This window comes from Streptomyces sp. NPDC059454 (assembly GCF_042749965.1).
Classification (GTDB): Bacteria; Actinomycetota; Actinomycetes; order Streptomycetales; family Streptomycetaceae; genus Streptomyces.
The window spans coordinates 154,355-180,260 of sequence record NZ_JBHYVC010000010.1 but is presented as its reverse complement, the minus strand read 5'-3'; the positions used below and the strand labels follow the sequence as shown (position 1 = coordinate 180,260).

Sequence of the window (25,906 nt, the reverse complement as noted above, 5' to 3'; positions counted from 1 at the left end):
CCTCCCGGCCGGGAGGCCCACGACCGGGCTCTCGGAGACCTTAGGGGCCGTACCTCAGGGACGTCTCAGGGGCGCGGTCCGGAACCGTCACAGGCGCGGGCCCGTTTTCACGGCAGAGAGCGGCAGTGGCCGCGAAGGAGGCGACACTCATGTCGAAGAACATCAAGATCGCCGCAGGGGGTGTGGCGGCCGGACTGCTCCTGCTCATCTGGCTGCCCTGGTGGGCCGCGCTTCTGATAGTCCTGGGAGTTCCGGCCGCCGCGTACCTCGCCCTGGACCCCGCACAACGGCGCAGGCTGCGCCGCGTCTCGCGCAAGGAGCTGGGCCGCTGAGGCGCTACGGCGTCACCGCCTCACCGGAACCCAGCGCGCAGGAGTCGACCACGTCGCCGTCCGCGGGCCTGCCGACCGTCCGGTCCGCGGGCGGTGCGACTCCGCGCTCCACCCATGCGACCAGGGCGTCGAACGCCGAGCGGTAGCAGGGCAGGATCGGCCGCAGCCGGTCCGTATGGGTGTCGTACAGCCCGTCGACGTGCGTGCCGTCCAGCACCGTGTAGTAGCGGTGCATCCGCCCGCGTCCGCTCGCCTCGACCATGCCGTCGTACACATCGGAGTCGACGGACTTGGGCAGCAGCGCGTCCAGATCGCCGTGCAGGGTGATCATCGGCCGCCCGATCCGCCCGGTGAGAGCCACACGCTCCACGGCACGGTGTACGGACGCGGGGCGCGAGGCGTAGTCGTAGGCGGCGTCGGACGGACACGGCGCGAGGATCTGCTCCGTGGTCGACCCGGCGGAGGGGCCGGGACAGCCCGGGTCGTGGTCCGGGTCGAACTCGGCGCGGTAGATCTTCTGCGTGAGTCCCCAGTAGGCCTTCTCGTGGTACGGCCACAGGAACTCGGACCCGCGTGCGAAGCCCGCCGTGTACATGTCCTCGTCGGTCGCCCTGCCGTACATCCGGGCCACCGCCACCGGAAGGGAGAGCAGCGGGTGACGCCCCTCGGCCCACAGGGTGCCCTCCCAGTCCACCCCGCCGTCGTACAGCTCCGGGCGGTTCTCCAGCTGCCAGCGGGTGAGGTAGCCGCCGTTGGAGACGCCGGTCATGTACGTACGGCGCGGGGCGTGCCCGTAGCGCTGGGCCACCGCGCGCCGGGCGGCGCGGGTGAGCTGTGTGGTGCGCGCATTCCACTCGGCGACCGCGTCACCGGGACGCCTGCCGTCACGGTGGAAGTCGACTCCGCTGTTGCCCTTGTCGGTCGCCGCATAGGCGTAGCCCCGCGCCAGCACCTGGTCGGAGATCGCCTTGTCGGTCGCGTACTGCTTGCGGTTGCCGGGTGCTCCGGTGACCACCAGTCCGCCGTTCCAGCGGTCGGGCAGCCGGATCACGAACTGGGCGTCGTGCCGCCAGCCGTGGGTGTTGTTGAAGCGGGACGAGTCCGGGAAGTAGCCGTCGATCTGCACCCCGGGCACACCGGACGGCGACCGGGTGGCCGCGGCGGTCAGTCCCGCCTGGTCGGCCATGTCGGTGTACGGCGTACCGGCCAGCCCCGCCGTGGTCAGATCGGCGAGGCAGGCAGTGCGCTGATGGGCGGCGCCCGGCACACGCACACGTTCCTGGCGCGCGCAGCGACCGTCCCCGGCCGCGTCGGCCGGAGTCGGAGCGGTGAGAGCGGCCGCGGCGAGGACGGCGAGGAGCAACGGAACGCCACGGGAGGGGCGCATGACGGCCTCCGAAAGGACGGGCAGCGGAAGGGGGACATGGGGTCGATCGTGGAACTGCCCCATGGTGAGGGCCCGCCCTCGCCGTCATCGATGGGTGGACGCCCTATGAAACGGCGTCCACACGTGGGGTTTCACCACACGCTAACGTCCATCACCCCTGACCTTTTCGACGCCGCGTGTGCTCAGAACGGCCGTACGGCCATCCGGTCGAGCGCTTCGAGCAGGCCCGGCAGCTCGGGACCCCGGCCCACCGGCAGGACCTCGCCGGGTTCGTCGTCGAGCAGGACGAACGCGATGTCGTCCGTCCGGGCCACCAGCGACCAGCCGGGGCCGTCGGCACGCAGGGTGCGCGCGTCACCCGGGGCGAAGGACGAGCGGACCCGGCCGAGCGGCGGCGGCGAGTCGACGTACGCACGTGCCTCCGCCAGCACCCGCCGGATCCCGCTGTGCCCCGGCTGCCGGTCCGGCCGGTCGCCCGCTTCTTCCGTCCGGCCCTCCTCCGCGGGCTCCTCCGCGTCGGCGGCCACCCGGGCCGAACCGCCCGGTGCCGGGAACGCCGCGTCGTCGACCCGCTCCCGCCAGACCGCCCACTGCAGCGCGATCTCGTCGGCACCCAGCCGGCGCTGGGCCGGTCCCCAGGCCCCGGTGTCCGGCGGGGTCAGCGGGGGTCCGTCCGCGGCGTCCGGGCCGGGATCGTGCGGCGCGGGCACGTTCGGCGCCGCGACCGCCACCGCGAGGGGCCAGCCGGGCAGCGCGGCGACGACCGTGCGCTCGTCCGGCGACAGATCGTGTTCCATCCCGCAGTCCCAGGACGCGATCGCGACGGCGACCAGCGAGACGTCATCGACGACGACGGTCCACCGGGCGCCCTCGCCGTCCTGGCCGAGCACCAGCCCGTACCCGTCGGCGAGGGGCGGAAGGCCGAGCGCCGCACACGCCTCCGGGTAGTCGTCGCCCAGTACGCTCGGGAACTTCGCCGGCGTCAGCAGCGCCGCCGTGAGCACATAGAGCGCGTCGTCCGCGGCGGCGACGGCTTCCTCGTCCGTCCCGGCCATCCCAGCCTCCCCATCGGTTCGTCCACCGGCGCGCACCCTATGCCGATCCCGAGCCGCTTGTCACGACCCCGCAGCCATGCCCGGAGCTGCAGGTTTCCGGCCGGACGGGGCGAATCGACCACGCGTGGACGGACGGTTCAGGCGGCCGGAAGACCCAGCAGCGCCCGCGCGACCGTCCCCGGAGACTCGTCCCGCTCCCGCGCGAGCGCGACCACCGCCCGGCATGCCAGCTCGTTCACCCCGAATGACAGTGCCTCCGGCGACACCCAGCCGGCCGCCTCGTCGATCCGGTCCTGATCGTCCTCCGCGCAGGCCGAGACGTACGCCGCGGCAGCCTCGAACAGATTGTGCGGACGCCCGGTCCGCCCGGCCCGCTCCTTCGCGCGCCAACCGCTGATCACCTTGCTCCCGATTCCCCGAACCCTTCCCCACATGCGGTCCACCTTCCCCCGGCACGGTTGTCCTCACCGGCCGTTCGTCTCCTGCCGCTCAACGTAGGGTTGCGGCTTCGACAGCAGAAGGGGGCAGCACGGTGCGGCACTTCGAAGCCTGCTCCGTTCCGCGGACCGGCCGGCTGCTCACCGGGACGGCAGAGTTCACGAAGCGGTCCGGCAAGCACGGTCACCGGCCGGCGGGCCCGGGCGCCGCTCCCGTACCGGGACTTCGGAGCGGCCCGGTGCGGAACCCGGGCCGGGGGCCCGGCGCGTGGCCACGAGTACTCAGTCCGCACGGACGGCCAGCGCCAGGAAGCGTGTGTCCTCGTCGGCGTACGACGTCATGAGCCACCCCGAGCGGGACAGCAGCGCGCGGAGATTCGGCTCCGCGCGGAGGTCGTCCGGGGTGAGCGTGCGGCCCTGCCGGGCGGCGAGCGCCGCCCGGCCGATCGGATGGAACAGCGCGAGCACGCCACCCGGCCGCACCACCCGCGCGATCTCCCGGAGGTCGCCGGCCGGGTCGGGCAGGTGGGCGATCAGACCCGCCGCGAACACGGCGTCCAGCGCGGACGGGCGCAGCGGCAGCGCGGCGACGTCGGTCAGCAGCAGCGCCCCGTCGCGGTCCCGTCCGGCCCGCGCCGCCTCCCGCAACATGGCCGGCGTCAGGTCCGCGCCGAGGACCACGCCAGAGGGCCCCACGGCCGCACGCAGCGGAGGCAGGGCGCGTCCGGTGCCGCAGCCCGCGTCGAGAACCCGGTCCCCCTCGCGCAGCCCGAGTCCGGCGACCGCGGCGGCGTAGGCCGGACCGTCGTCGGGAAAGCGGCGGTCCCAGTCGGCGGCACGCGCGGTGAAGAACTCCTGGACGTGTGTGTGGTCGTCGCTCATGCTCCGCATGATCCCTCACCGGGACGGGCGATGCCCTTGTATGTACGTTCGAGCGTGACATGGTCGTTTCGGTGCATTGCTGCGTCATATTTCAGCCGTTCTCGAAACGTATCCCCTTCGCGCGCCCGCACCCTCCTGGCCTCCCGGGGCCGTGGGACACCTGGACCACGCCGTCCTGGGGCGGCTCGTCCCCGCCGGCCCGCTCGTCGCCGTGGCCGTCGTCCGCGCCGGCGTGTTCGCCGTCGGCCACAGCCGCGACCGGGTCCGGGCGCTGCTGCTCGGCGGGCTCACCACCGGTCTCGGCGTCACCGGCGTGCACTGCCTGGGCATGGCGGCGGTGCGGCTGCACGGCGAGGTGAGCGACGAACTGGCGCAAGGCGCCCTGGGCGCGGTGGTCCTCCGGACACCCGGTGCCCGGAGGACTGCTCCCCCGCGGCGGACTGCTTCGAGCACCGGCGGATCCCGTTCGCCGTCGCCGTCAACCGCTGCGCGGGACCCGGCGCCACGACACAGGAGACGTCGGCCGCGCTCGACCCGGACGCCGGAACACCCGTCGCGCTGTGCGAAGCACGCGAGCGCGACTCGGGGAAGGAGGTGCTGATCCGGCTCGTCGAGCAGCCGGACGCATGCACACCGCCCGGCTGCTCGACCCGGTGGGATGTCCATGGGATCCGGGCTCGCGCCACTGTTCCTCGGTCATCTTCCGCCCCTTGGCTCCCGTCCTCCTTGCCCGGCGCCCGGTCGTGGTGAAGGCTGGCGCGAGGGCCCTCCCGCCAGGAGGGAACGGCACACGGGGCAGACCACGGGGAAGACCACGGGGAGACACACGACATGGCGCAGAACCAGGGACTCGACTGGCTGCTGGACGACCTGACCCAACGCGTCGAACACGTACGGCACGCACTGGTCCTGTCCAACGACGGGCTGGTGACGGGTGCGAGCACGGGGCTGCGGCGCGAGGACGCGGAGCACCTCGCCGCCGTCTCGTCCGGACTGCACAGCCTCGCCAAGGGGTCGGGACGGCACTTCGGCGCGGGCGGGGTACGCCAGACGATGATCGAGTTCGACGACGCGGTGCTCTTCGTCACCGCGGCGGGTACCGGCAGCTGCCTGTGCGTACTCAGCGGGGCGGAGGCCGACATCGGTCAGATCGCGTACGAGATGACCCTGCTGGTCAACCGGGTCGGCGAGCATCTGGACGTGGACACCCGCCAGCCGGAACCCGGCACAGACCTCTGACCTGCGAGTTCGTCCTTCACTGCGGAGTTATCCACAGGCTCGCCACGGAGAGTGACAAAGCGGCTACGGTTTTTCCGAGCGGCGCACCCGGCGCCGGCCGCCCACACTCCACGGGGGAAGACGAACATGCCCGGACAGCACACCATCGCGCACGACACCACCGCCACCACCGAGCGGCCCGCGGCGGCACGGGGGGTCCGGGTCGGCCCGGGCCGCGCGGCCCGCGAACTCGGCCTCAAGGGCACCGAGTTCGACCTCGCCGTACAGCTCGGGCGGATCCGTACGATCCCCGGCGACGGCGGAGAGGGCCGGCGGGTCGACCGGGCCGAGATCGAGCGGCTCCGCGCCGGGCCGGGACGTCCGGAGGCCCTGCGCCGGAGCGTGCGGGCCGTGGGCACCACGGAGGGCGCCGCCCTCATCGACGTGACGAAGCCCCGTTTCAGCCGCCTCGCGAGGCTGGGACTGCTGGTGCCCGTGAAGTTCTACCTGAACCGCTACCGCGCCGTGGTCTGGCTCTATCTGGCCGAAGAACTACGGCTGTTCGCGGCCGACGACAGGAACACACCCCTGCTGACGGGGCGCATGCCCGAGAGCCTCAGAAGCCAGCTCGACACCGGTATCGACCTGCGCCCGCGCAACTGGCGCACCCGGCAGCTGGGCTTCATGCTCCGCCGGGCCGACGACCCCTGGGCGCGGGCCGGGGCCGTGGCGTCGCTGCTCGGCCCGATGCACGTGTCGGAGGCCGTCCCGGACCCTTGCGACCGCTCCCACCTCAACCGGTTCCGCCGGCCGCCACCGTCCCACGGCGCGCCCGGCTCACCGGCCGCGGACCTGGCGGAAGAGCTCATGACCGCCCAGGACCCGGACGAGGTCGCCCGGCTGCAGGCCGATCTGACCCGGCTGACGGAGGAGGCGCGGGCACACCGGCCGGCATCCCGTCCCGCTCCCCGCCGCCCCGGACCGGCTCGGCGTACGCCGGAAGCCGTCGAGCCGGTAGGCGGGACGTCCCGCGGCCTGCTGGGCCGGTGGTGGCGCGGAAACCGGTGACCTACAGGGCCCGGAACAACCCCTCCTGGACGACGGACACCAGCATCCGGCCCTCCAGGTCGTAGATCCGGCCGCGGGCCAGCCCTCGCCCGCCCGTGGCGATCGGCGACTCCTGGTCGTACAGGAACCACTCGTCGGCGCGGAACGGACGGTGGAACCACATGGCGTGGTCCAGCGACGCCATGTCGAAGCCGCGCGGTCCCCACAGCGGCTCCACCGGGATCCGCACGGCGTCCAGGAGAGTCATGTCACTGGCGTACGTCAGGGCACAGGTGTGCACCAGCGGATCGTCGCCGAGCGGACCGACCGCGCGCATCCACACCGCGCTGCGCGGCTCGGCGCCCTTGACGTCGTCGGCGTCCCAGCGCAGCCGGTCCACATAGCGGATGTCGAAGGGCTGGCGGCGCGCCATCCGCTCCAACTGCTCCGGCAGCGCGCCCAGATGCGCACGGATCTCGTCCGACACCGTCGGCAGCGACTCGGGGTCCGGGACCTCACGGGCCGGCGGCAGCTGATGTTCGAAACTTCCCTGTTCAGGCTTGTGGAAGGAGGCGGTCAGATTGAAGATCGTGCGGCCCTGCTGCACCGCGGTGACCCGGCGGGTCGTGAACGACCGGCCGTCCCGCACCCGTTCGACCTGGTACACGATCGGCACCCCGGGTCTGCCCGGACGAAGGAAGTACGCGTGCAGGGAGTGCACGGGACGATCGCCCTCCGTGGTGCGGCCGGCGGCGACCAGGGCCTGGCCGGCCACCTGGCCGCCGAAGACCCGCTGGAGGGACTCCTGCGGGCTGCGGCCACGGAATATGTTGACCTCGATCTGTTCCAGGTCGAGCAGGGCGACGAGGCTCTCGGCCGGATTCGTCATGGGTGGGATTCTCCTGTGCTCACAACTGGCCGACATCGGTGACCCGGACGACCGCACGGCCCTCCGCGTCGGAGGCGGTGAGGTCGACCTCGGCGCTGATGCCCCAGTCGTGGTCGCCGCTGGGGTCGTCGAAGATCTGCCGGACCCGCCACAGTCCGTCGGCCGGCTTCTCCTCGATCAGCAGCAGTTTCGGTCCGCGGGCGTCGGGACCGGTGCCGAGCTCCTCGTACTCGTCCCAGTACTTGTCCATCGCCTCACCCCAGGCATCCGCGTCCCAGCCGCCCTCGGCGTCCAGCTCGCCCAGTTCCCCCACCTGGTCGAGGGCGGCGAGCTCGACCCGGCGGAACATGGCGTTGCGGACCAGGACACGGAAGGCCCGCGCATTGGCGGTGACAGGTTTGACCTGGTCGGCCCTCTCCTGCGCCTCCTCGGCGGTCATCTCCTCCGGATTGGCCAGCTGCTCCCACTCGTCCAGCAGGCTGGAGTCGACCTGGCGCACCGTCTCGCCCAGCCAGGCGATCAGATCCTCCAGGTCCTCCGACTTCAGGTCGTCCGGGACGGTGTGTTCCAGCGCCTTGTAGGCGCTCGCGAGGTAGCGCAGCACGATGCCCTCGGTGCGGGCCAGCTCGTAGTGGGACACCAGCTCGGTGAACGACAGCGCCCGCTCGTACATGTCCCGGATCACGGACTTCGGCGACAGCGGATGGTCACCGACCCAGGGATGACTCTTGCGGTAGGTGTCGTACGCGTGGAAGAGCAGCTCCTCCAGCGGCTTCGGGTAGGTGATGTCCTGGAGCCGCTCCATGCGCTCCTCGTACTCCACGCCGTCGGCCTTCATCGCGGCGACCGCCTCGCCGCGCGCCTTGTTCTGCTGGGCGGCGAGGATCTGGCGCGGATCGTCCAGCGTGGACTCCACGACGGACACCATGTCCAGCGCGTACGAAGGCGACTCGGGGTCCAACAGTTCGAAGGCGGCCAGCGCGAACGTGGACAGCGGCTGGTTCAGCGCGAAGTCCTGCTGCAGGTCCACGGTGAGGCGGACGATCCGGCCCTCGGCGTCCGGCCGGTCGAGCTTCTCGACGATGCCGCCGTCCAGCAGCGAGCGGTAGATGGCGATCGCCCGCCGGATGTGCCGCAGCTGCTGTTTGCGCGGCTCGTGGTTGTCCTCCAGCAGCCGCCGCATCGCCTCGAAGGCGTTGCCGGGCCGGGCGATCACCGACAGCAGCATGGTGTGCGTGACCCGGAAGCGGGAGGACAGCGGCTCCGGATCGGAGGCGATGAGCTTCTCGAAGGTCTGCTCGCTCCACGCGACGAAGCCCTCGGGCGCCTTCTTGCGCACGACCTTGCGGCGCTTCTTCGGGTCGTCACCCGCCTTCGCCAGAGCTTTCTCGTTCTCGACGACGTGCTCGGGGGCCTGGGCCACCACGAAGCCCTCGGTGTCGAAGCCGGCACGACCGGCGCGGCCCGCGATCTGGTGGAACTCACGGGCCCGCAGCGTGCGCACGCGGTTGCCGTCGTACTTGGTCAGGGCCGTGAACAGCACCGTGCGGATGGGGACGTTGACGCCCACCCCGAGCGTGTCGGTGCCGCAGATGACCTTCAGCAGACCGGCCTGCGCGAGCTTCTCCACCAGCCGCCGGTACTTGGGCAGCATGCCGGCGTGATGCACGCCGATTCCGTGCCGGACGTAACGGGACAGATTGCGGCCGAACTTGGTGGTGAAGCGGAAGTTGCCGATCAGTTCGGCGATCCGGTCCTTCTCCTCACGCGTGCACATGTTGATGCTCATCAGCGCCTGCGCCCGCTCCACCGCCTGCGCCTGCGTGAAGTGCACGATGTAGACCGGCGCCTGCCGGGCCTCGAGCAGATCGGTGAGCGTCTCGGTGAGCGGCGTGTACCGGTACTCGTAGGACAGCGGCACGGGACGCGTCGCCGAGCGGACCACGGAGGTGGGGCGGCCGGTGCGGCGGGTGAGGTCCTTCTCGAAGAAGGAGACGTCGCCGAGCGTCGCCGACATCAGCACGAACTGCGCCTGCGGCAGCTCGAGCAGCGGGATCTGCCAGGCCCAGCCGCGGTCCCCTTCCGCGTAGAAGTGGAACTCGTCCATCACGACCTGGCCCACGTCGGCGTTCTTGCCGTCGCGCAGCGCGATCGACGCCAGCACCTCGGCGGTGCAGCAGATGACCGGGGCGTCGGCGTTGACGGACGCGTCGCCGGTGAGCATGCCGACGTTCTCCGTGCCGAAGATCTTGCACAGCTCGAAGAACTTCTCCGACACCAGCGCCTTGATGGGCGCGGTGTAGAAGGTGACCTCGTCGCGCGCCAGGGCGGCGAAGTGGGCGCCCGCCGCGATCATGCTCTTGCCGGAGCCCGTGGGCGTCGACACGATCACGTTCGCCCCGGAGACCACCTCGATCAGCGCCTCCTCCTGGTGCGGATAGAGCGTGAGACCGCGCTCCTGGGACCACGACTCGAAGGCTTCGTAGAGGGCGTCGGGGTCGGCGGTCGGCGGCAGCTGATCGATGAGGGTCACGCCCCCATCTTGCCTGCCCGTCCGGCCGATGGGGGAATCGGCTGCGGGCGGGAAGATCGTGAACGCTACGCTGTGTCGCCGGCGGAGGGCCGACGCACCCGGTCAACCGGCCGGTGGCGAACGAGGAATGGGGCGGGCAACGGCGATGATGGGACCAGCACACTCACTGTCGGGCGCCGCGGCCTGGCTCGGGGTCGGCGCGGCGACGGCCGCGGCCGGACACTCCATGCCCTGGCCGGTCCTCCTGGCCGGCGCCCTGATCTGCGCCGGCGCCGCGCTCGCCCCCGACCTAGACCACAAGGCGGCCACCATCTCGCGGGCCTTCGGGCCGCTGTCCCGCTGGCTGTGCGAGATCGTCGACAAGCTGTCCTACGCCGTCTACAAGGCCACCAAGAAGCAGGGCGACCCACGCCGCTCCGGCGGGCACCGCACGCTCACGCACACCTGGCTGTGGGCGGTCCTGATCGGTGCCGGCACCGCGGTCCTGGCGATCACGGGGGGCCGCTGGGCGGTACTGGCCATCCTCTTCGCGCACATGGTGCTGGCCATCGAGGGCCTGCTGTGGCGGGCGACGCGCGGCTCCAGCAGCGATGTCCTGGTGTGGCTGCTGGCCGCGACCAGCGCCTGGATCCTCGCGGGCGTGCTGGACAAGCCGGGCAACGGAGCGGACTGGCTGTTCACCGAGCCGGGCCAGGAGTACCTGTGGCTGGGGCTGCCGGTCGTCCTGGGCGCGCTGGTGCACGACATCGGGGACGCGCTGACCGTCTCCGGCTGTCCGGTCCTGTGGCCGATACCGGTGGGCCGCAAGCGCTGGTACCCGATCGGCCCGCCGAAGGCGATGCGGTTCCGGGCGGGCAGCTGGGTGGAGCTGAAGGTGCTGATGCCCGTGTTCATGCTGCTGGGCGGAGTGGGCTGCGCGGCGGCGCTCAACGTGATCTGAGGGACGCGCCTGTCCGGGACTCAGCCGGAACCCTCACCGCCGTACCGGCGCTCGAAGCGGGCGACGCGGCCCTCCGTGTCCACGGTCCGGGCCCTGCCCGTGTAGAACGGGTGGCTCTCCGAGGAGATCTCCACCTCCACCACCGGGTAGGTCTCACCGTCGTCCCACTCGATGGTCCGGTCGCTGGTCGCGGTGGACCGGGTGAGGAAGGCGTAACCGGCGGCACGGTCACGGAAGACGACCGGGTGGTAGTCGGGGTGCTTGTCCTGCTGCATGGATGCTCCTCGGGGTCAGCCCGGCAGGTTGTCCTCGTCGACGACGTGCATCGCGGCCTCCTCGGCGGAGGCGGCCGCGCCGTCGATGCCGACGTCCATGGCGACCAGGGCCTCCTCCTCGTCCTCGTGCGCCCCTTCGTCGGGGGCCACGAGCCGGCCGGAGCGTGTGGCGCCCACCTCGTTGTCCAGGAGTTCCCCGTCGGTGCCCGGGGAATCACCGATGCCGTCGCCGTCGCCGTCGCCGTCGCCGTCGCCGGGATCGGGCAGTTCCTCGGCGAGACGCTGGTCCAGCGTCTCGCCTTCGTGGCGCTCCGCCGCCGTCACGCCGTAGTGCTCCACGGCCCAGGGCCGTTCCGGAGGGGACCAGCCGCGGTCGAGGGGGTCGGCGACGCCGTCGTTCTCCAGGGTGTCCTCGGCGTCGAGCAGCCCGGCGTCGTCCTGGATCTCGGACGCGTCGGGCTGGTACACGTCGTCTCCCCAACCGTCGGCGCTGTTCACGGGTACCTCCAGGGGGTGGGGGCGGGCCCGTTCCCGCCGCGGCCCGCGCCGGGCCGCCGGTACGGGGCACTGGCGCCTCCGGTGCCCGGTCCGCCGGGCCCCGGGTGCTCCCCGAGCCGGTGCCTGACTCCAGCCTTCCACCGGAGCTCCCCACCGCGCAACGGCACACCACCGGCGGGCGGCGCGCCCGGGGGCCCTCACCCCCACTCCGCCCGGCGCCCCCACCGATGCCCCGGCCCACGATCCGGAACCGTCTTTGGGCCCGCAGACCCGCACGGGTACGGTCGCCGGCGCGTGCCGCCTTCCCGGCCCCGCTGCTGCCGGGGCGTCACCTGCTCCGGGCCGACGGCACGGCACGGCATGGCGCAGCCCGGCCCTGCGCCGCCGGCCCGTTCCCACCGGGGCGGTGCGGGCTCAGCCGTGCCAGGAGCGCCACAGCGCCGCGTACGCCCCGTCCGCCGCGACCAGGTCGTCGTGGCTGCCCAGTTCGCTGATGCGGCCGTCCTCCACGACGGCGATGACGTCCGCGTCATGGGCGGTGTGCAGGCGGTGGGCGATGGCGACGACGGTCCTGCCGTCCAGGACACGGGCCAGGGAGCGTTCCAGGTGCCGTGCCGCGCGCGGGTCGAGCAGCGAGGTCGCCTCGTCCAGGACCAGCGTGTGCGGATCGGCCAGCACCAGCCGGGCCAGCGCGATCTGCTGGGCCTGGGCAGGGGTGAGCGCGAACCCGCCGGAGCCGACCTCGGTGTCCAGGCCCTCGTCGAGCGCACGGGCCCAGCCGTCCGCGTCGACCGCCCCGAGCGCCGCCCACAGTTCGGCGTCCTCCGCGTTCGTCCTGGCGAGCCGCAGATTGTCGCGCAGGGAGCCCACGAAGACGTGATGCTCCTGGTTGACCAGGGCCACATGCTCCCGGACCCGTTCCGCGGTCATCCGCGACAGCTCGGCGTCGCCCAGGGTGACCCGCCCGTCCCGGGGCGCGTAGATCCCCGCGAGCAGCCGGCCCAGGGTGGACTTGCCCGCACCCGAGGGACCGACCAGTGCCAGCCTGGTCCCGGGGGCGACCTCGAGGGACACCTCGCGCAGCACGTCGACGCCCTCCCGGTAGCCGAAGTGCACCCGGTCCGCGTGCACCCGGCGCCCGTCGGGGGCGAGTGCGGCGTCACCGGCCTCGGGCTCGATGTCCCGGACCCCGACCAGCCGGGCCAGCGACACCTGCGCCACCTGCAGCTCGTCGTACCAGCGCAGGATCAGCCCCACCGGGTCGACGAGCATCTGCGCGATCAGCGCGCCCGTGGTCAGCTGGCCGACACCGATCCAGCCCTGCAGGACGAACACCCCGCCGATCATCAGCACCGAGCCGAGCACGGTGACGTGGGTGATGTTGACGACGGGGAAGAGCACCGACCGCAGCCAGAGGGTGTAGCGCTCCCAGGCCGTCCACTCCTTGACCCGCTGGTCCGACAGCGCCACACGACGCGCGCCGAGGCGGTGCGCCTCCACGGTCCGCCCCGCGTCCACGGTCTCGGCGAGCGCGGCGGCCACGGCGGCGTACCCGGCGGCCTCCGAGCGGTAGGCGGCCGGTGCCCGCCGGAAGTACCAGCGGCAGCCGATCACCAGCAGCGGCACGGCGAGCAGCACGGCCGGCGCCAGCTCGGGCGCCGTGACGACCAGTCCGCCCAGCAGCAGCACCGCCCACACCACGCCGATGGCCAGCTGGGGCACGGCCTCGCGCATGGCGTTGCCGAGCCGGTCGATGTCGGTCGTGATCCGCGACAGCAGATCACCCGTGCCCGCCCGCTCCAGCACGCCCGGCGGCAGCCCGACCGACCGCACCAGGAAGTCCTCGCGCAGATCGGCCAGCATCCGCTCGCCGAGCATCGCCCCGCGCAGCCGTACCTGCCGGACGAACACCGCCTGGAGTGCCAGCGCGAGCACGAACAGCGTGACCGTGAGCCCCAGATGCAGCTCCCGCTGCCGGTCCGAGACCCGTTCCACGAGTCCGCCCAGCAGATACGGGCCCACCATCGAGGCGAGCACGGCGACCGTGTTCACGGTGATCAGCAGCACGAAGGCCCGGCGGTGCCTGCGCAGCAGCTCGCTCACATAGGCGCGGACGGTCGCGGGCGCACTCACCGGCAGCGTGCTGGCCGCGGTCGGGGCCGCCGGGTCGTAGGCCGGTGGCGCCACGCCGATCATGCTGTCTCCTCGATTTCTTCCAGTTCTTCCAGCCCTTTGAGGACCTCGTCCTCGGGCAGGACGCCGTCCTTGTCCAGGACCTCCGTCGGCGCGGCCCCGTCCTCGGTCTCGCGTGTCACCACGGCCCGGTACCGGGGCTCGGTGCGCACCAGTTCGCGGTGGTCGCCGACCGCCGCGACGGTGTCGTCGTGCAGGAACACCACCCGGTCGGCGCGGTCCAGCAGCAGCGGGGACGAGGTGAACACCACGGTGGTGCGCCGCGTCCGCAGGCCACGCACGCCCTGGGCGACACGGGCCTCGGTGTGCGAGTCGACGGCCGAGGTCGGCTCGTCCAGGACGAGCACCTCCGGGTCCGTGACCAGCGACCGGGCCAGCGCGAGCCGCTGGCGCTGCCCGCCGGACAGGGACCGCCCGCGCTCGGTGATCCGCGCGTCCATCGGGTCGTCGGCGTCCACCGAGCCCTGTACCAGTGCCGCCAGCACGTCCCCGCACTGCGCGGCGTCCAGCGCGTCGCGCGGGTCGACCGCGCCGGACGCCGGCACGTCGAGCAGTTCGCGCAGGGTGCCGGAGAGCAGCACCGGATCCTTGTCCTGCACGAGGACGGCCCGACGGGCGGAGTCCAGCGGCAGTTCGTCGAGCGGCACCCCGCCGAGCAGCACCGGGGTGCCCTGCTCGGAGGCGTGCCCGCCGAGCCGTTCGGCCAGCCGTCCCGCCGCGTCCGGGTCCCCGCACACCACGGCGGTGAGCAGGCCCGCGGAGGCGAGCAGACCGGTCTTCGGGTCGTACAGGTCCCCGGCCGGGTTCTCGGCGGCGCGCGACCCCGCGGTGTCCGTGGCCCGCTCCAGCGACAGCACGCGCGCGGCCCGCTTCGCCGAGGGACGCGAGAAGGAGTACGCCATCGCGATCTCCTCGAAGTGCCGGATCGGGTAAGTGAGCAGCATGACCGAGCTGTAGACGGTGACCAGTTCGCCGACGGTGATCCGGCCCTCGCGGGCGAGATGGACGCCGTACCAGACCACCGTGATCAGCAGGATCCCCGGCAGCAGCACCTGGATCGCGGCGATCAGGGCCCACGTCTTGGCGCTGCGCACGGCGGCGTGGCGGACTTCCTGGGAGGCGCGGCGGTAGCGGTCGAGGAACAGCTCCTCGCCGCCGATGCCGCGCAGTACGCGCAGCCCGGCGACGGTGTCCGAGGCGAGCTCGGTGGCCCGGCCGGCCTTCTCGCGCTGGACGTCCGCCCGCCGGGTGGCGCGGGGCAGCAGCGGCAGCACCGCGATCGCCAGCACCGGCAGTCCCACGGCGACGACGACCCCCAGTGCCGGCTGGTAGACGACCAGGCCGACGCAGACCAGCACGATGGTGACCGCCGCCGCGGTGAACCGCGACAGGGCCTCCACGAACCACCCGATCTTCTCGACGTCCCCGGTGGAGACCGCCACGACCTCCCCGGCGGCTACCCGCCGGGTCAGCGCGGAGCCCAGCGTCGCCGCCTTGCGGGCCAGCAGCTGCTGGACGCGGGCCGCCGCGGTGATCCAGTTGGTGACGGCGGCGCGGTGCAGGAAGGTGTCGCCGATCGCGTTGCCCGCGCAGGCCAGTGCCAGCAGGCCGCCGGCCAGCGCGAGCCGGCCGCCGGAGCGGTCGACCGCGGCCTGGACGGCGACGCCGACGCAGAACGGCAGCGAGGCCACGGAGGCGAAGTGCAGCAGACCCCAGGCCAGCGACTTGAGCTGCCCGGACAGCTGATTCCGGAAGAGCCACCACAGGAATCGGGGACCCGAGCGCGCGTCGGGCACTCCCGGGTCGGGAAACGGAAGGTCTTGAATCTGCATGACGTCCCAGTGGCTCGGATCAGGGGGCGGCGGAAACGGGGGAAAGGGCGGGGGCGTGCGGGCACGGCTGCGCGCAGCCCAAGGACGGCGGCAGCAAACCGTGACAGGTTGACCCCGCTACGTACCGGGAGGCAAACGGTTTTCCACACGACCGCACAGAACCGGCGGTCCGGGCGGCCCGCACCGCCGCACCCTCACGCCCCACGGGTCATACGGGGCATACGGGTCACGCGGACGCATCGCCGCGCTGCGCGGGGACCGCCCCGTCGACCAGGGTGTCCAGCAGCTCGCCCAGCGCCTCCCGCTGGGCTTCGCCCAGCGGGGCCAGGATCTCCTCCGCGGCGGACCGGCGCGCGGCGCGCAGCTCCCGCAGGGCCGCGCGCCCGTCGTCGGTGAGCTCGATCCGGATCACCCGCCGATTGGCCGGATCCGGCACCCGCCGCACCTTGCCGTTCGCCTCCAGCCCGTCGACCAGTGTGGTGACGGCGCGGGGAACCACCTCCAGCCGCTCGGCCAGATCGGTCATGCGGGGCGGTGAACCGTAGTGCGCGAGCGTGCGCAGCAGCCGTGACTGGGCAGGGGTGATGCCGAGTTCGCGCCGCTCCAGATGGCGCTTCTGGATGCGGTGCACCCGGCGGGTGAGCCGAAGCAGCTGCTCGGCCAGCAGGCCGTCGGGATCGGGGGCGGTCATGCGGGAACAATATCAGGATGCCGTTCATTGTGAGCATAGGTAACAATGAACGGGTTCCGCTCGCCCCAGGGGCACATCCCCCGGTGTCCGACCCGAAGGAGACCATGCACCCCGACCATGAACCCGACTGGACCCCGCCTGCCGGCGCCAAGGAGCAGCCCCGGCAGGTGCGGCGCATCCTGAAGCTCTTCCGTCCCTACCGGGGCCGCCTCGCGATCGTCGGCCTGCTCGTCGGCGCCGCCTCGCTGGTCTCGGTGGCCACCCCGTTCCTGCTGAAGGCGATCCTCGACGTCGCCATCCCCGAGGGCCGCACCGGGCTGCTCAGTCTGCTCGCGCTCGGCATGATCCTCAGCGCCGTCCTCACCAGTGTCTTCGGCGTGCTGCAGACCCTGATCTCGACCACCGTCGGCCAGCGCGTGATGCACGACCTGCGCACCGCCGTCTACGGCCGGCTCCAGCGCATGTCGCTCGCCTTCTTCACCCGCACACGCACCGGCGAGGTCCAGTCCCGCATCGCCAACGACATCGGCGGCATGCAGGCCACCGTGACCTCCACGGCGACGTCCCTGGTCTCCAACCTCACCAGCGTGGTCGCCACCGTCGTCGCGATGCTGGCGCTCGACTGGCGGCTGACCGTGGTCTCACTGGTCCTGCTGCCGGTGTTCGTCTGGATCAGCCGCCGCGTCGGCAACGAGCGCAAGAGGATCACCACCCAGCGCCAGAAGCAGATGGCGGCGATGGCTGCCACGGTCACCGAGTCGCTCTCGGTCAGCGGCATCCTGCTCGGCCGCACCATGGGCCGCTCCGACTCCCTGACCGGCGCCTTCTCGGACGAGTCCGAGCGTCTGGTCGACCTGGAGGTCCGGTCCAACATGGCCGGGCGCTGGCGCATGGCCGTCATCACGATCGTCATGGCGGCCATGCCGGCGATCATCTACTGGACGGCCGGTATCGCCCTGCAGACGGGCGGCCCCGAGGTCTCCATCGGCACCATCGTCGCCTTCGTCTCGCTCCAGCAGGGCCTGTTCCGCCCGGCGGTGAGCCTGCTGTCCACCGGCGTCCAGATCCAGACCTCGCTCGCGCTCTTCCAGCGCATCTTCGAGTACCTCGACCTCCCGGTCGACATCACCGAGCGCGCGGACCCGGTCCACCTCGACCGGATCAAGGGCGAGCTCCGTTTCGAGGACGTCACCTTCGGCTACGACGACAAGAGCGGCCCCGTCCTGGACGGCATCGACATCACCGTCCCCCAGGGCGGCAGCCTCGCCGTGGTCGGGCCGACCGGCGCCGGCAAGTCCACCCTCGGCCACCTCGTGCCGCGGCTGTACGACGTCACGGGCGGCCGGGTCACCCTCGACGGCGTCGACGTCCGCGACCTCGACTTCGACACGCTGGCCCGCGCGGTGGGCGTCGTCTCCCAGGAGACGTACCTCTTCCACGCCTCGGTCGCGGACAACCTGCGCTTCGCCAAGCCGGACGCCACCGACGAGGAGCTGCACGCGGCGGCGCGGGCCGCCCAGATCCACGACCACATCGCCGCCCTGCCCGACGGGTACGACACGGTGGTCGGGGAGCGCGGCCACCGCTTCTCCGGCGGTGAGAAACAGCGCCTGGCGATCGCCCGGACCATCCTGCGCGACCCGCCGGTCCTGGTGCTCGACGAGGCCACCAGCGCCCTGGACACCCGTACCGAGGCCGCCGTCCAGGAGGCCATCGACGCGCTGTCGGCCGACCGCACCACGGTCACCATCGCCCACCGGCTGTCCACCGTTCGGAACGCCGACCAGATCGTGGTCCTCGACTCCGGCCGTGCGGTCGAACGCGGTACGCACGAAGAGCTGCTGGAGCGTGGGGGGCGCTATGCGGCCCTCGTACGCCGGGACGCCCAACTGGAGCCGACAAGATGAAGATATGCCGGGTTTGTGGAGGTCTGCGGGTTACCGTGCCCGCATGCAGACGAACACTCCGTCACGGAGCACGATCCGACTGACGCGCCGGGGCCGTCTCGCCCTCGCGGCGCTCGGGGCCGTCGTGGCCGGCACCGCCGTGGCGGTGCCGCTGCTGATCATGAACGACGACGACTCCCGCCCCACGACCCTGGTGGTCCCGGAGGGCTGGCGCGCGAGCCAGGTGTACGCCGCCGTCGACAAGGTCCTCGACCTGCCCGCCGGCACCACGGAGAAGTCCCTCGCCAAGGCGGACCTGAAGCTGCCCGACGAGGCCGGGGGCAACCCGGAGGGCTACCTCTTCCCGGCGACCTATCCGCTCCAGGAGAAGGCGACCCCGCAGAAACTGCTGTCCCGCATGGTCGACACCGCCGGAAAGAAGTTCAACGGAGCCCCGATCGCCGCCGGTGCGCAGCGCAACGCGATGAACGTCTACCAGGCGGTCACCGTCGCGAGCATCGTCCAGGCGGAGGCGGCCACCAAGGCCGACATGGGGAAGGTGGCCCGGGTGATCTTCAACCGGCTGGAGCGGGGGATGCCGCTCCAGATGGGCTCCACCGTCGACTACGCCCTGAACCGCGGGACGCCGCGCACGACGGCCGCCGACACCGAGGTCGACAGCCCTTACAACTCCTACCGGCGCATGGGGCTGCCCCCGACCCCGATCGACAACCCCGGCGAGGACGCGGTGCGCGCCGCGATCAACCCGACCCCGGGCGACTGGCTCTACTTCGTCACCGTCAAGCCGGGCGACACCCGCTTCACGGCCGACTACGCGGAACACCAGCGCAACGTCGCCGAGTTCGACGCCGAGCAGAAGAAGGCGGGCGAACCGTCGAAGAAGTGAGCGGCAGGTCCCCGGCCGTCACGCCGCGGCCCGCTCCCCCCGCGCCAACAGCCGCCCGATGTCCCGTACCGCCGCACGTCCGGCCCGGTTGGCGCCGATGGTGCTCGCCGAGGGGCCGTAGCCGACCAGATGGATCCGCGGGTCGACGACCGCCCGCGTGCCCTCGACCCGGATCCCGCCCCCCGGCTCCCGCAGCCGCAGTGGGGCGAGATGCTCGACGGCGGGGCGGAAACCGGTCGCCCACAGGATGACGTCGGCCGCCACCCGCCGCCCTCCCCGAAGCTCCCGGCCGTGCTCGGGCAGAGGGGACCTCCCTGCCCACTCCACGCCGTCGGGCGTGATCCGGTCGAACATGGGCTGCCGGTCGAGCACACCGTCCGCCAGCCCCCGGCGGATCGCGTCATTGAGCGGCAGCCCCGTCACGGAGACGACGCTGCGCGGCGGCAGACCCTGCCGTACCCGCTCCTCGACGAGCGCCACGGCCGCCCGGCCCGCCTCCTCGTCGAAGGGGCCCTCACGGAAGACCGGGGGCCGCCGGGTCACCCATGTCGTGGCCGCCGCGTAGGGCGCGATCTCCAGCAGATGCTGGGTCCCCGACGCGCCGCCGCCCACCACGACCACCCGCTGCCCGGCGAACGCCTCCGGCCCCGGGTACTGCGCCGTATGCAACTGCCGCCCCCGGAAGGTCTCCTGGCCCGGGTAACGCGGCCAGAACGGCCGGTCCCAGGTACCGGTGGCGTTGATCAGCGCACGCGCCGACCAGTCGCCGTCCGAGGTCTCCACCAGCAGCCGTCCGCCGGACCCCTCCCGCACCGCCCGTACGTCCACCGGACGCCGTACCCGCAGGTCGAAGGTCCGCTCGTAGCGGTCGAAGTACTCGCTGATCACCTCGGAGGAGGCCCGCGCCGGATCGGCACCCGTAAGCTCCATACCGGGCAGCGCGTGCATCCCGTGCACCTTGCCGTACGTCAGTGACGGCCACCGGAACTGCCAGGCGCCGCCGGGACCGGGGGAGTGGTCCAGCACCACGAAGTCGCGGTCCGGCTCGAAACCGGTCCGCCGCAGGTGATGGGCGCTCGACAACCCGGCCTGCCCGGCGCCTATGACGACTGCCTCGACCTCGCGCATGTTGTTCACGTTTCTACCAACCAGGCGGAGGTCGTGGATCTTCCCGTCGGCGCTCCCGCGGGAACCCGGCGCATGGGCCAGGATGGAGCACATGTCCGATGCCTTCACCACCCGTGTCCTGAACATCGTCACCGGCTCCGACGAGAGGGTCGCCGACATCACCGGCGACTGCGAAGCCTTCCTGCGGGAGACGGCGGCCGGCCGGGACGGCCTGCTGAACATCTTCGTGCCGCACGCCACGGCCGGTGTCGCCGTCATCGAGACCGGCGCCGGCAGCGACGACGACCTCCTGTCCGCCCTGCACACCCTGCTGCCCGCGGACGACCGCTGGCAGCACCGCCACGGCAGCCCCGGCCACGGCCGCGACCACGTCCTGCCCGCCTTCGTCCCGCCGCACGCGACGCTCCCGGTGGTGGACGGACGGCTGGAACTGGGCACCTGGCAGTCGGTGTGCCTGGTCGACACCAACCGCGACAACCCCGACCGCCGGGTGCGGCTGAGCTTCCTCGGCTGAACCGGGCCCCGCGGGCCGGACCCCACGGATACGCGATCAACGCGAAGCCGGCCGCAGAGCCCGCGCGAGCTGCCGGCGGGAGTGCACACCGGTCTTCCAGAGCGCCCGCGCGACATGCTGCTCGACGGTGCGCGGGGACCGGTGCGGTGCGGCGGCGATCTCCCGGCCTGCTCACATCCGTGCCGCCGTCGGCTCCGGTGAGCGCGGTGGTGATCGCCTCCGCGCTCACCGGAGCCCGGTGGACGGCCGGCGGGGCGCGTTCACAGGTCCGAAGGCACGGGTCGCGCACGCGGCCCCGTCGTCCCACAGCGGGAAAGCCCCGCGAGGAGCGAGGACACCCCTCACTCCGCGCCGCGGACGACGGTGACGGGACAGTCGGCGTGGTACAGCAGCGCCTGGCTGACCGAACCGAGCAGCATCCCGGTGAAACCGCCGTGGCCACGGGCCCCGGACACCACGAGCTGGGCCTCCCGGCTCGCGCCGAGCAGCGCGTGCCGCACCCGCGCCCGCTCCAGACGCAGCTCCACGGCGACACCGGGACGGGTGTCCCGGTGTCGCGCCACCGTCTCCTCCAGCAGCCGCTGGTGCCGCTCACGGAGCCGGTCGAGATCCACCACCACGTTCAGCGGATCGGCGGGGCCCTCGTACGGCGTCGGCTCGCTCCAAGTGTTCCACACATGCATCGCGACCAGTGGCGCTCCGCGCAGGGCGGCCTCGGCGAAGGCGAAATCCGCCGCCGCGCCCCCGGCCGGCGAGCCGTCCACGGCGAGGAGCACGGGCCCCTCGGGACCGGGACGGCCGCGGACCACCATCAGCGGACCGTGCCCGTGCGCGGCCAGCTGTACGACCGTCGAGCCCAGCAGCAGATCCCCGAACCCACCGTGGCCCCGCCCGCCGACCACTGTCAGCACCGCGTGCCGCGACTCGCTCCGCAACACCGTCAGCGTCTCGCCCGACGCCACCGTCCGGTCGATCTCCAGCCCGGGCGCGCGGTCGTGGGCACGCTGTTCGGCCCGGGCCAGCACACCGTGGATCATCGGGTCCAGATCGGCCGGGCGGCTGAACGCGTGCACGATCCGCAGCCGCGCGCCGCGCAGCAGCGCCTCATGGGCCGCGACGTCGACCGCCGCGAGACTGGACGGCGAACCGTCCACTCCTACGATCACCGTGTCATTCACCACTCGCTCCCGTCCCCGGCCGTGGTGTCACCTCCGGGTACCCGCGGGAGAGAGCCCGTACCCGGCCCTCCGACCTGCGGTGACACGGACTCCCCAGGCATCCTCGGCCCCCGGCGCGCCCCCTGTCCATCCGTGACAACACCCATGTTCCGGCCGAATGGCGGGATGGCACCATGGCCCTCGTGGGGGTGGATCACCCGTGCCGTTCGACGGCCCGGCCGACACCACACCGCGGACGACATCGACAAGAAAACCGGGAAGGGGACGGGCTGTGCCTGCTCCACGGATGAGCGCCACGCCACTGCCGGGCATCGGCGTGAAATACGACCTCACCACGCGTGAGCACGAGCACCTGTCCGTGATCGCGCACCGGGACGGTGCCCGCACGGTCAACGTCTACCGTTCCGACGACCCGGACGCCTGCGCCCGCTCGATGCGGCTGACCGTCGCCGAGTCGGCCGCGCTGATCGACGCGCTCATGCCCGCCCACCACAGCCCCAACCTGCTGCACACCACCGACCTGGGGCTGGTCGCCGAGCGCATCGAGCTGTCCGCCGTCTCCCACTGGAACGGCCGGCTGCTGGGCGACACCCGGATGCGCACCGACACCGGCGCCTCGATCGTGGCCGTGCTCCGGCGGGCCGAGGCGATCCCGTCCCCCACGCCGGACTTCCGGCTGGCCGGCGGTGACACGCTGATCCTGATCGGCACCCGCGAGGGCATCGACGCCGCCGCCGAGATACTCGGTCGGGAGTGAGCGCGTGCACTCTTCCGCGATCTTCCTGATCGAGTTCGGCGCGATCATCCTCGGGCTCGGCCTGCTGGGACGCCTCGCCGGACGCCTCCAGTTCTCCCCGATCCCCCTCTATCTGCTGGCCGGCCTCGCCTTCGGCGAGGGCGGGCTGCTGCCGCTCGGCGCGAGTGAGGAGTTCGTCGCGATCGGCGCCGAGATCGGCGTCATCCTGCTGCTGCTCATGCTCGGCCTGGAGTACACGGCCAGCGACCTCGTCTCCAACCTCAAGACCCAGTACCCGGCCGGCCTCGTCGACATGGCGCTGAACGCCCTGCCCGGCGCCGCCCTGGCCCTGCTGCTCGGCTGGGGCCCGGTCGCCGCGGTGGTGCTGGCCGGCGTCACCTGGATCTCCTCCTCCGGCGTCATCGCGAAGGTCCTCGGCGACCTCGGACGGCTCGGCAACCGCGAGACCCCGGTCATCCTCAGCATCCTGGTGCTCGAGGACCTGGCCATGGCGGTCTACCTGCCGATCATCACCGCCCTGCTGGCCGGCGTCAGCCTCGCCGCGGGCAGCGTCACGCTGGCCATCGCGCTGGGCGTCGCCGGGCTCGTGCTGTTCGTCGCCGTCCGCTACGGGCGGGTGATCTCCCGCTTCGTCTCCAGCGACGACCCGGAGAAGCTGCTGCTGGTGGTGCTGGGGCTCACCCTGCTGATCGCAGGACTGGCCCAGCAACTGCAGGTGTCGGCGGCCGTGGGCGCGTTCCTGGTCGGCATCGCCCTGTCCGGTGAGGCCGCCGAGGGTGCGCACAGCCTGCTGGCGCCGCTGCGGGACCTGTTCGCCGCGGTGTTCTTCGTCTTCTTCGGACTGCACACCGACCCCCAGTCCATCCCGCCGGTGATCCTGCCCGCCCTCGCGCTCGCCGTCGTCACCGCGCTGACGAAGATCGCCACCGGCTACTGGGCCGCCCGCCGGGCCGGGATCTCCCCCAAGGGCCGCTGGCGCGCGGGCGGCACCCTGGTCGCCCGCGGAGAGTTCTCCATCGTCATCGCCGGTCTCGCGGTCACCGCCGGCATCGAACCGGACCTCGGGCCGCTGGCCACGGCGTACGTCCTGGTCCTGGTCGTCCTGGGCCCGCTCACGGCCCGCTACACCGAGCCCGTCGCGCTGCGTCTGACCGCCCGGCGCACCGCGTCCGCCGACACCGTGCCCGCACAGGTCACGGCGCCGGCCGCGGAGACGCTGGAACCGGTGGACGAAAGCCGGCCCGAACGCTGAACCGGCCGCCGCCCCCACCGGTGGAAGAGGTCAGTCCTCCAGCCGTACCGGCATCAGGAGCGAGAACGTGTGCGCGTCGTCCGGCCTGCGGATCGCGAGGGGCGCCGTGGGGGCGCCGAACTCGAGGATCAGCCGGTCGACGGCTCCCGCGGCGAGCGCGTCCAGCAGGAACGCGCGGTTCACGGCGACGAGATCCCGGCCGTCGGCGCCGTCCCCGGCCAGGGTGACCGAGCCGTCCTCCGCGGCCTTCAGCACGCTGAGGTCGCAGGACGTCCCGTCCTGCCCGCGCACCTCGCCCGCGCGGACGGGGCCGGTGCGCACCGCCTCCCGGAAGGCCGGCACGTCCACCACGGCGCGCCGCCCCGCCGGGAGGCGGACGAGACGCCGGTAGTCCGGGAAGCCGTGGCCGAGGCACCGGCCGGCCGTCTGCCGGTCCCCGGCCTCCAGCGTCACGCGGTCACCGTCCGCGGTGAGCCGGACCTGTTCCTCGCCGTCCAGCAGCGCCCGCATCGCGTCGGCGAGCGGAAGGGGCACGGTGACCTGGACGCGGGACCCGTCGTGCCCGTCGGCGGCGGCGCGCGCCACCGCCATCCGGTACCGGTCGGTGGCCACCAGGCGCAGCGCGTCGCCCTCGACGTCGAAGAGGATCCCGCAGAGCATCGGCAGCTCCGGGTCGGTGCCGGCCGCGAACCGGACCGCGTCCAGCGCGGCGGCCAGCCCGGGGCCGGAGAGGGACAGCCGTACGGCGGTGTCGGTACGGAACGAGGTCATGGGGTTCTCCCTGTGGTCGAGCAGGACTCGGAGCGCGGAGAACTCGGCGCGGGCATCGGACAGCCCCTGCTCCAGCCGGCGCAGATGCGTCCGAAGCAGCTGTCGTACGAGGTCGGTGTCGGCGCCCGTCCAGCCGGCCAGCACCAGCCGGATGTCCGCCAGCGGCATCCCGGCCCGGCGCAGCCGGGCCAGCAGCCGGGCCTCGTCCAGCTGCCCGGGGGCGTACCAGCGGTAGCCGCTGACCGGATCCACCCGGTCGGGGACCAGGACACCGGCACGGTCGTAGAACCGCAGGGCGCTCACGCCCAGCCCGCTGTCCCGGGCCATCTCACCAATGCTGCGCATCTCGCTCTCCACACCCGCAACCCTGATCCCTCGACAAGGTCGAGGGTCAATCCCGGCCTGCCCCGGCCCGACAACGGCTGTCCGGCAAGGTCCGTACGGGTGATGGCTTCACCCGACCCGGCGGATGTGCGGCCACCGGCGTACCACCGGCGCACGGGGGCGCGTTGGACCGGCATGGACAGCACTGAGACGGCGCGGCGCCTTCTCGGGCACGACGCCGCGGGCCGGTTGTACGCCGAACTCACCAGCGGATACGGCGGCCATACGCCGATCTACACGGCCCTCGTCGCGGAGTGGCGGGCCAGGGGGCACACCGTCCCGGAGCACCGCGACGGCCTGTGGGCCTCCTTCGCCGCGGCCACGGTGAGCGAGCGCGCGACGGTGCTGCCGGTGCCCTTCCCCGTCCCGCTGCTGCGGCCGTCCACCGAGGACACCCGCGAGGGACTCACCAGCCCTCCGGACCCGCCGGCTCCGCACTGACCGGGGCCAGCACGGCGAGCGTGCCGGTCGCCCCGCGCAGCGCCAGTTCGAGCGGACCGGGGGCGTGCAGGGTCCCCGTGCCGTCCGGCGGGACCAGCCACTCCAGACGCCCGGCGGGCCGGTACGGCGGCGGTACGGCGACCCAGGACCCCCGGCCCACGTGCCGCACCCCGAAGCCGACCCACTCGCTGACCGGATCGGGCGGCAGGAAGAACCCCACTCTGCGGGCCGTCACGTCCACCAGCGTGGGCCCGGGCACCTTCAGGGGGTCGCGCCACAGGATGTCCAGGGCGAGCAGCCCGAGGCGGTCGGGCACGCTCAGCACGTCCCAGTACCGGCCGGCCGCGAGCAGCGCCGTGCCCCTGCCGTAATCCCACTCGCGCTTGCACTCCTGCGGGTCCGTGGCCGCCGCGGCCAGCCACTCGACGGCTTGCTTCCACATGGAGCTGTGCATGTCCCACCCCGGGCACGGTCGGCTG

Annotated in this window: 26 protein-coding genes and 1 pseudogene; 11 read left to right on the top strand and 16 right to left on the bottom strand. The window is 72.7% G+C overall.

The genetic code is table 11. The features are described 5' to 3' along the window. The first annotated feature begins 149 nt into the window (after window positions 1-149). Window positions 150-332, top strand: coding sequence for a hypothetical protein (locus ACFXAE_RS10455; protein ID WP_384711052.1), 183 nt, complete (start codon window positions 150-152; stop codon window positions 330-332). Between the two features lie 4 nt (window positions 333-336). On the opposite strand, the gene ACFXAE_RS10450 is transcribed toward ACFXAE_RS10455, so the two are convergent. From ACFXAE_RS10450 to ACFXAE_RS10435, 4 genes are all read right to left on the bottom strand, one after another. After that, window positions 337-1,719, bottom strand: coding sequence for a tannase/feruloyl esterase family alpha/beta hydrolase (locus ACFXAE_RS10450; protein WP_384711049.1), 1,383 nt, complete (start codon window positions 1,717-1,719; stop codon window positions 337-339). Between the two features lie 182 nt (window positions 1,720-1,901). Further along, the gene (locus tag ACFXAE_RS10445; RefSeq protein ID WP_384711046.1) at window positions 1,902-2,774 is read right to left on the bottom strand and encodes a hypothetical protein; all 873 of its coding nucleotides are present in this window, start codon (window positions 2,772-2,774) and stop codon (window positions 1,902-1,904) included. Between the two features lie 137 nt (window positions 2,775-2,911). Further along, window positions 2,912-3,208 carry a hypothetical protein gene (locus tag ACFXAE_RS10440; protein WP_384711043.1) on the bottom strand — a complete coding sequence of 99 codons (297 nt, stop codon included), beginning with the start codon at window positions 3,206-3,208 and terminating at the stop codon, window positions 2,912-2,914. A gap of 285 nt (window positions 3,209-3,493) precedes the next feature. Further along, entirely contained in the window at window positions 3,494-4,093 is a 600-nt protein-coding gene (locus ACFXAE_RS10435; RefSeq protein WP_384711040.1) for a class I SAM-dependent methyltransferase, read from the bottom strand. A gap of 202 nt (window positions 4,094-4,295) precedes the next feature. Between ACFXAE_RS10435 and ACFXAE_RS10430 the strand changes: the two are divergent. The 3 genes and pseudogenes from ACFXAE_RS10430 to ACFXAE_RS10420 all read left to right on the top strand — a co-directional run. After that, a pseudogene (locus ACFXAE_RS10430) lies at window positions 4,296-4,752 on the top strand (hypothetical protein); the annotation flags it as partial. Window positions 4,753-4,924: 172 nt separating this feature from the next. Beyond that, window positions 4,925-5,332: a roadblock/LC7 domain-containing protein gene (locus ACFXAE_RS10425; RefSeq protein WP_384711037.1), complete on the top strand. Its 408-nt coding sequence runs from the start codon at window positions 4,925-4,927 to the stop codon at window positions 5,330-5,332. A 126-nt stretch (window positions 5,333-5,458) separates the two neighbouring features. Beyond that, window positions 5,459-6,379 carry a DUF6397 family protein gene (locus tag ACFXAE_RS10420; RefSeq protein WP_384711034.1) on the top strand — a complete coding sequence of 307 codons (921 nt, stop codon included), beginning with the start codon at window positions 5,459-5,461 and terminating at the stop codon, window positions 6,377-6,379. Between the two features lies 1 nt (window position 6,380). On the opposite strand, the gene ACFXAE_RS10415 is transcribed toward ACFXAE_RS10420, so the two are convergent. Together ACFXAE_RS10415 and ACFXAE_RS10410 are read right to left on the bottom strand one after the other, a co-directional pair. Then, a complete protein-coding gene (locus tag ACFXAE_RS10415; protein ID WP_384711031.1) occupies window positions 6,381-7,247 on the bottom strand; it encodes an acyl-CoA thioesterase in 867 nt (288 codons plus the stop codon). A 19-nt stretch (window positions 7,248-7,266) separates the two neighbouring features. After that, a complete protein-coding gene (locus ACFXAE_RS10410) occupies window positions 7,267-9,810 on the bottom strand; it encodes a DEAD/DEAH box helicase (RefSeq protein ID WP_384711085.1) in 2,544 nt (847 codons plus the stop codon). Window positions 9,811-9,925: 115 nt separating this feature from the next. On the opposite strand from ACFXAE_RS10410, the gene ACFXAE_RS10405 reads away from it, so the two are divergent. Then, window positions 9,926-10,720, top strand: coding sequence for a metal-dependent hydrolase (locus ACFXAE_RS10405; RefSeq protein ID WP_384711028.1), 795 nt, complete (start codon window positions 9,926-9,928; stop codon window positions 10,718-10,720). Window positions 10,721-10,740: 20 nt separating this feature from the next. Here the strand turns inward: ACFXAE_RS10405 and ACFXAE_RS10400 are convergent, their stop codons facing one another. From ACFXAE_RS10400 to ACFXAE_RS10380, 5 genes are all read right to left on the bottom strand, one after another. Then, window positions 10,741-10,995: a type B 50S ribosomal protein L31 gene (locus ACFXAE_RS10400; protein ID WP_073934726.1), complete on the bottom strand. Its 255-nt coding sequence runs from the start codon at window positions 10,993-10,995 to the stop codon at window positions 10,741-10,743. Window positions 10,996-11,010: 15 nt separating this feature from the next. Further along, window positions 11,011-11,493, bottom strand: coding sequence for a DUF5709 domain-containing protein (locus tag ACFXAE_RS10395; RefSeq protein WP_384711024.1), 483 nt, complete (start codon window positions 11,491-11,493; stop codon window positions 11,011-11,013). 414 nt (window positions 11,494-11,907) lie between these two features. After that, window positions 11,908-13,689: an ABC transporter ATP-binding protein gene (locus tag ACFXAE_RS10390; RefSeq protein ID WP_384711021.1), complete on the bottom strand. Its 1,782-nt coding sequence runs from the start codon at window positions 13,687-13,689 to the stop codon at window positions 11,908-11,910. Further along, a complete protein-coding gene (locus ACFXAE_RS10385) occupies window positions 13,686-15,518 on the bottom strand; it encodes an ABC transporter ATP-binding protein (RefSeq protein ID WP_384711018.1) in 1,833 nt (610 codons plus the stop codon). Before ACFXAE_RS10385 ends, ACFXAE_RS10390 begins: the two co-directional genes overlap by 4 nt. Before the next feature lie 226 nt (window positions 15,519-15,744). After that, window positions 15,745-16,209, bottom strand: a complete 465-nt coding sequence (locus ACFXAE_RS10380) for a MarR family winged helix-turn-helix transcriptional regulator (protein ID WP_384711015.1) — start codon at window positions 16,207-16,209, stop codon at window positions 15,745-15,747. 104 nt (window positions 16,210-16,313) lie between these two features. Between ACFXAE_RS10380 and ACFXAE_RS10375 the strand changes: the two genes are divergently transcribed. Both ACFXAE_RS10375 and mltG read left to right on the top strand, forming a co-directional pair. Further along, on the top strand, window positions 16,314-18,116 hold the full coding sequence (locus ACFXAE_RS10375; protein ID WP_384711012.1) for an ABC transporter ATP-binding protein: 1,803 nt from the start codon (window positions 16,314-16,316) through the stop codon (window positions 18,114-18,116). A gap of 43 nt (window positions 18,117-18,159) precedes the next feature. After that, entirely contained in the window at window positions 18,160-19,002 is an 843-nt protein-coding gene (gene mltG / locus ACFXAE_RS10370; RefSeq protein WP_384711010.1) for an endolytic transglycosylase MltG, read from the top strand. A gap of 18 nt (window positions 19,003-19,020) precedes the next feature. Here mltG and ACFXAE_RS10365 read toward each other — a convergent pair whose 3' ends face one another. Next, window positions 19,021-20,139 carry an NAD(P)-binding domain-containing protein gene (locus ACFXAE_RS10365; protein ID WP_384711082.1) on the bottom strand — a complete coding sequence of 373 codons (1,119 nt, stop codon included), beginning with the start codon at window positions 20,137-20,139 and terminating at the stop codon, window positions 19,021-19,023. A gap of 82 nt (window positions 20,140-20,221) precedes the next feature. Here ACFXAE_RS10365 and ACFXAE_RS10360 point away from each other — a divergent pair, with 82 nt between their 5' ends. Continuing rightward, the gene (locus ACFXAE_RS10360) at window positions 20,222-20,644 is read left to right on the top strand and encodes a secondary thiamine-phosphate synthase enzyme YjbQ (protein ID WP_384711007.1); all 423 of its coding nucleotides are present in this window, start codon (window positions 20,222-20,224) and stop codon (window positions 20,642-20,644) included. A 36-nt stretch (window positions 20,645-20,680) separates the two neighbouring features. Here ACFXAE_RS10360 and ACFXAE_RS10355 read toward each other — a convergent pair whose 3' ends face one another. Beyond that, window positions 20,681-20,803: a hypothetical protein gene (locus ACFXAE_RS10355; RefSeq protein WP_384711079.1), complete on the bottom strand. Its 123-nt coding sequence runs from the start codon at window positions 20,801-20,803 to the stop codon at window positions 20,681-20,683. A gap of 182 nt (window positions 20,804-20,985) precedes the next feature. Next, window positions 20,986-21,822, bottom strand: coding sequence for a universal stress protein (locus ACFXAE_RS10350; protein ID WP_384711004.1), 837 nt, complete (start codon window positions 21,820-21,822; stop codon window positions 20,986-20,988). 286 nt (window positions 21,823-22,108) lie between these two features. Between ACFXAE_RS10350 and ACFXAE_RS10345 the strand changes: the two genes are divergently transcribed. After that, window positions 22,109-22,579, top strand: coding sequence for a cation:proton antiporter regulatory subunit (locus tag ACFXAE_RS10345; RefSeq protein ID WP_384711001.1), 471 nt, complete (start codon window positions 22,109-22,111; stop codon window positions 22,577-22,579). Window positions 22,580-22,583: 4 nt separating this feature from the next. Further along, a complete protein-coding gene (locus tag ACFXAE_RS10340; protein WP_384710998.1) occupies window positions 22,584-23,831 on the top strand; it encodes a cation:proton antiporter in 1,248 nt (415 codons plus the stop codon). 30 nt (window positions 23,832-23,861) lie between these two features. Here ACFXAE_RS10340 and ACFXAE_RS10335 read toward each other — a convergent pair whose 3' ends face one another. Further along, window positions 23,862-24,947: a MerR family transcriptional regulator gene (locus tag ACFXAE_RS10335; RefSeq protein ID WP_384710994.1), complete on the bottom strand. Its 1,086-nt coding sequence runs from the start codon at window positions 24,945-24,947 to the stop codon at window positions 23,862-23,864. Window positions 24,948-25,121: 174 nt separating this feature from the next. Here ACFXAE_RS10335 and ACFXAE_RS10330 point away from each other — a divergent pair, with 174 nt between their 5' ends. Then, window positions 25,122-25,427, top strand: coding sequence for a hypothetical protein (locus tag ACFXAE_RS10330; protein ID WP_384710991.1), 306 nt, complete (start codon window positions 25,122-25,124; stop codon window positions 25,425-25,427). On the opposite strand, the gene ACFXAE_RS10325 is transcribed toward ACFXAE_RS10330, so the two are convergent. After that, the gene (locus tag ACFXAE_RS10325; protein ID WP_384710987.1) at window positions 25,393-25,881 is read right to left on the bottom strand and encodes a hypothetical protein; all 489 of its coding nucleotides are present in this window, start codon (window positions 25,879-25,881) and stop codon (window positions 25,393-25,395) included. The two genes, ACFXAE_RS10330 and ACFXAE_RS10325, sit on opposite strands and share 35 nt — an antisense overlap. Window positions 25,882-25,906: the final 25 nt, after the last annotated feature.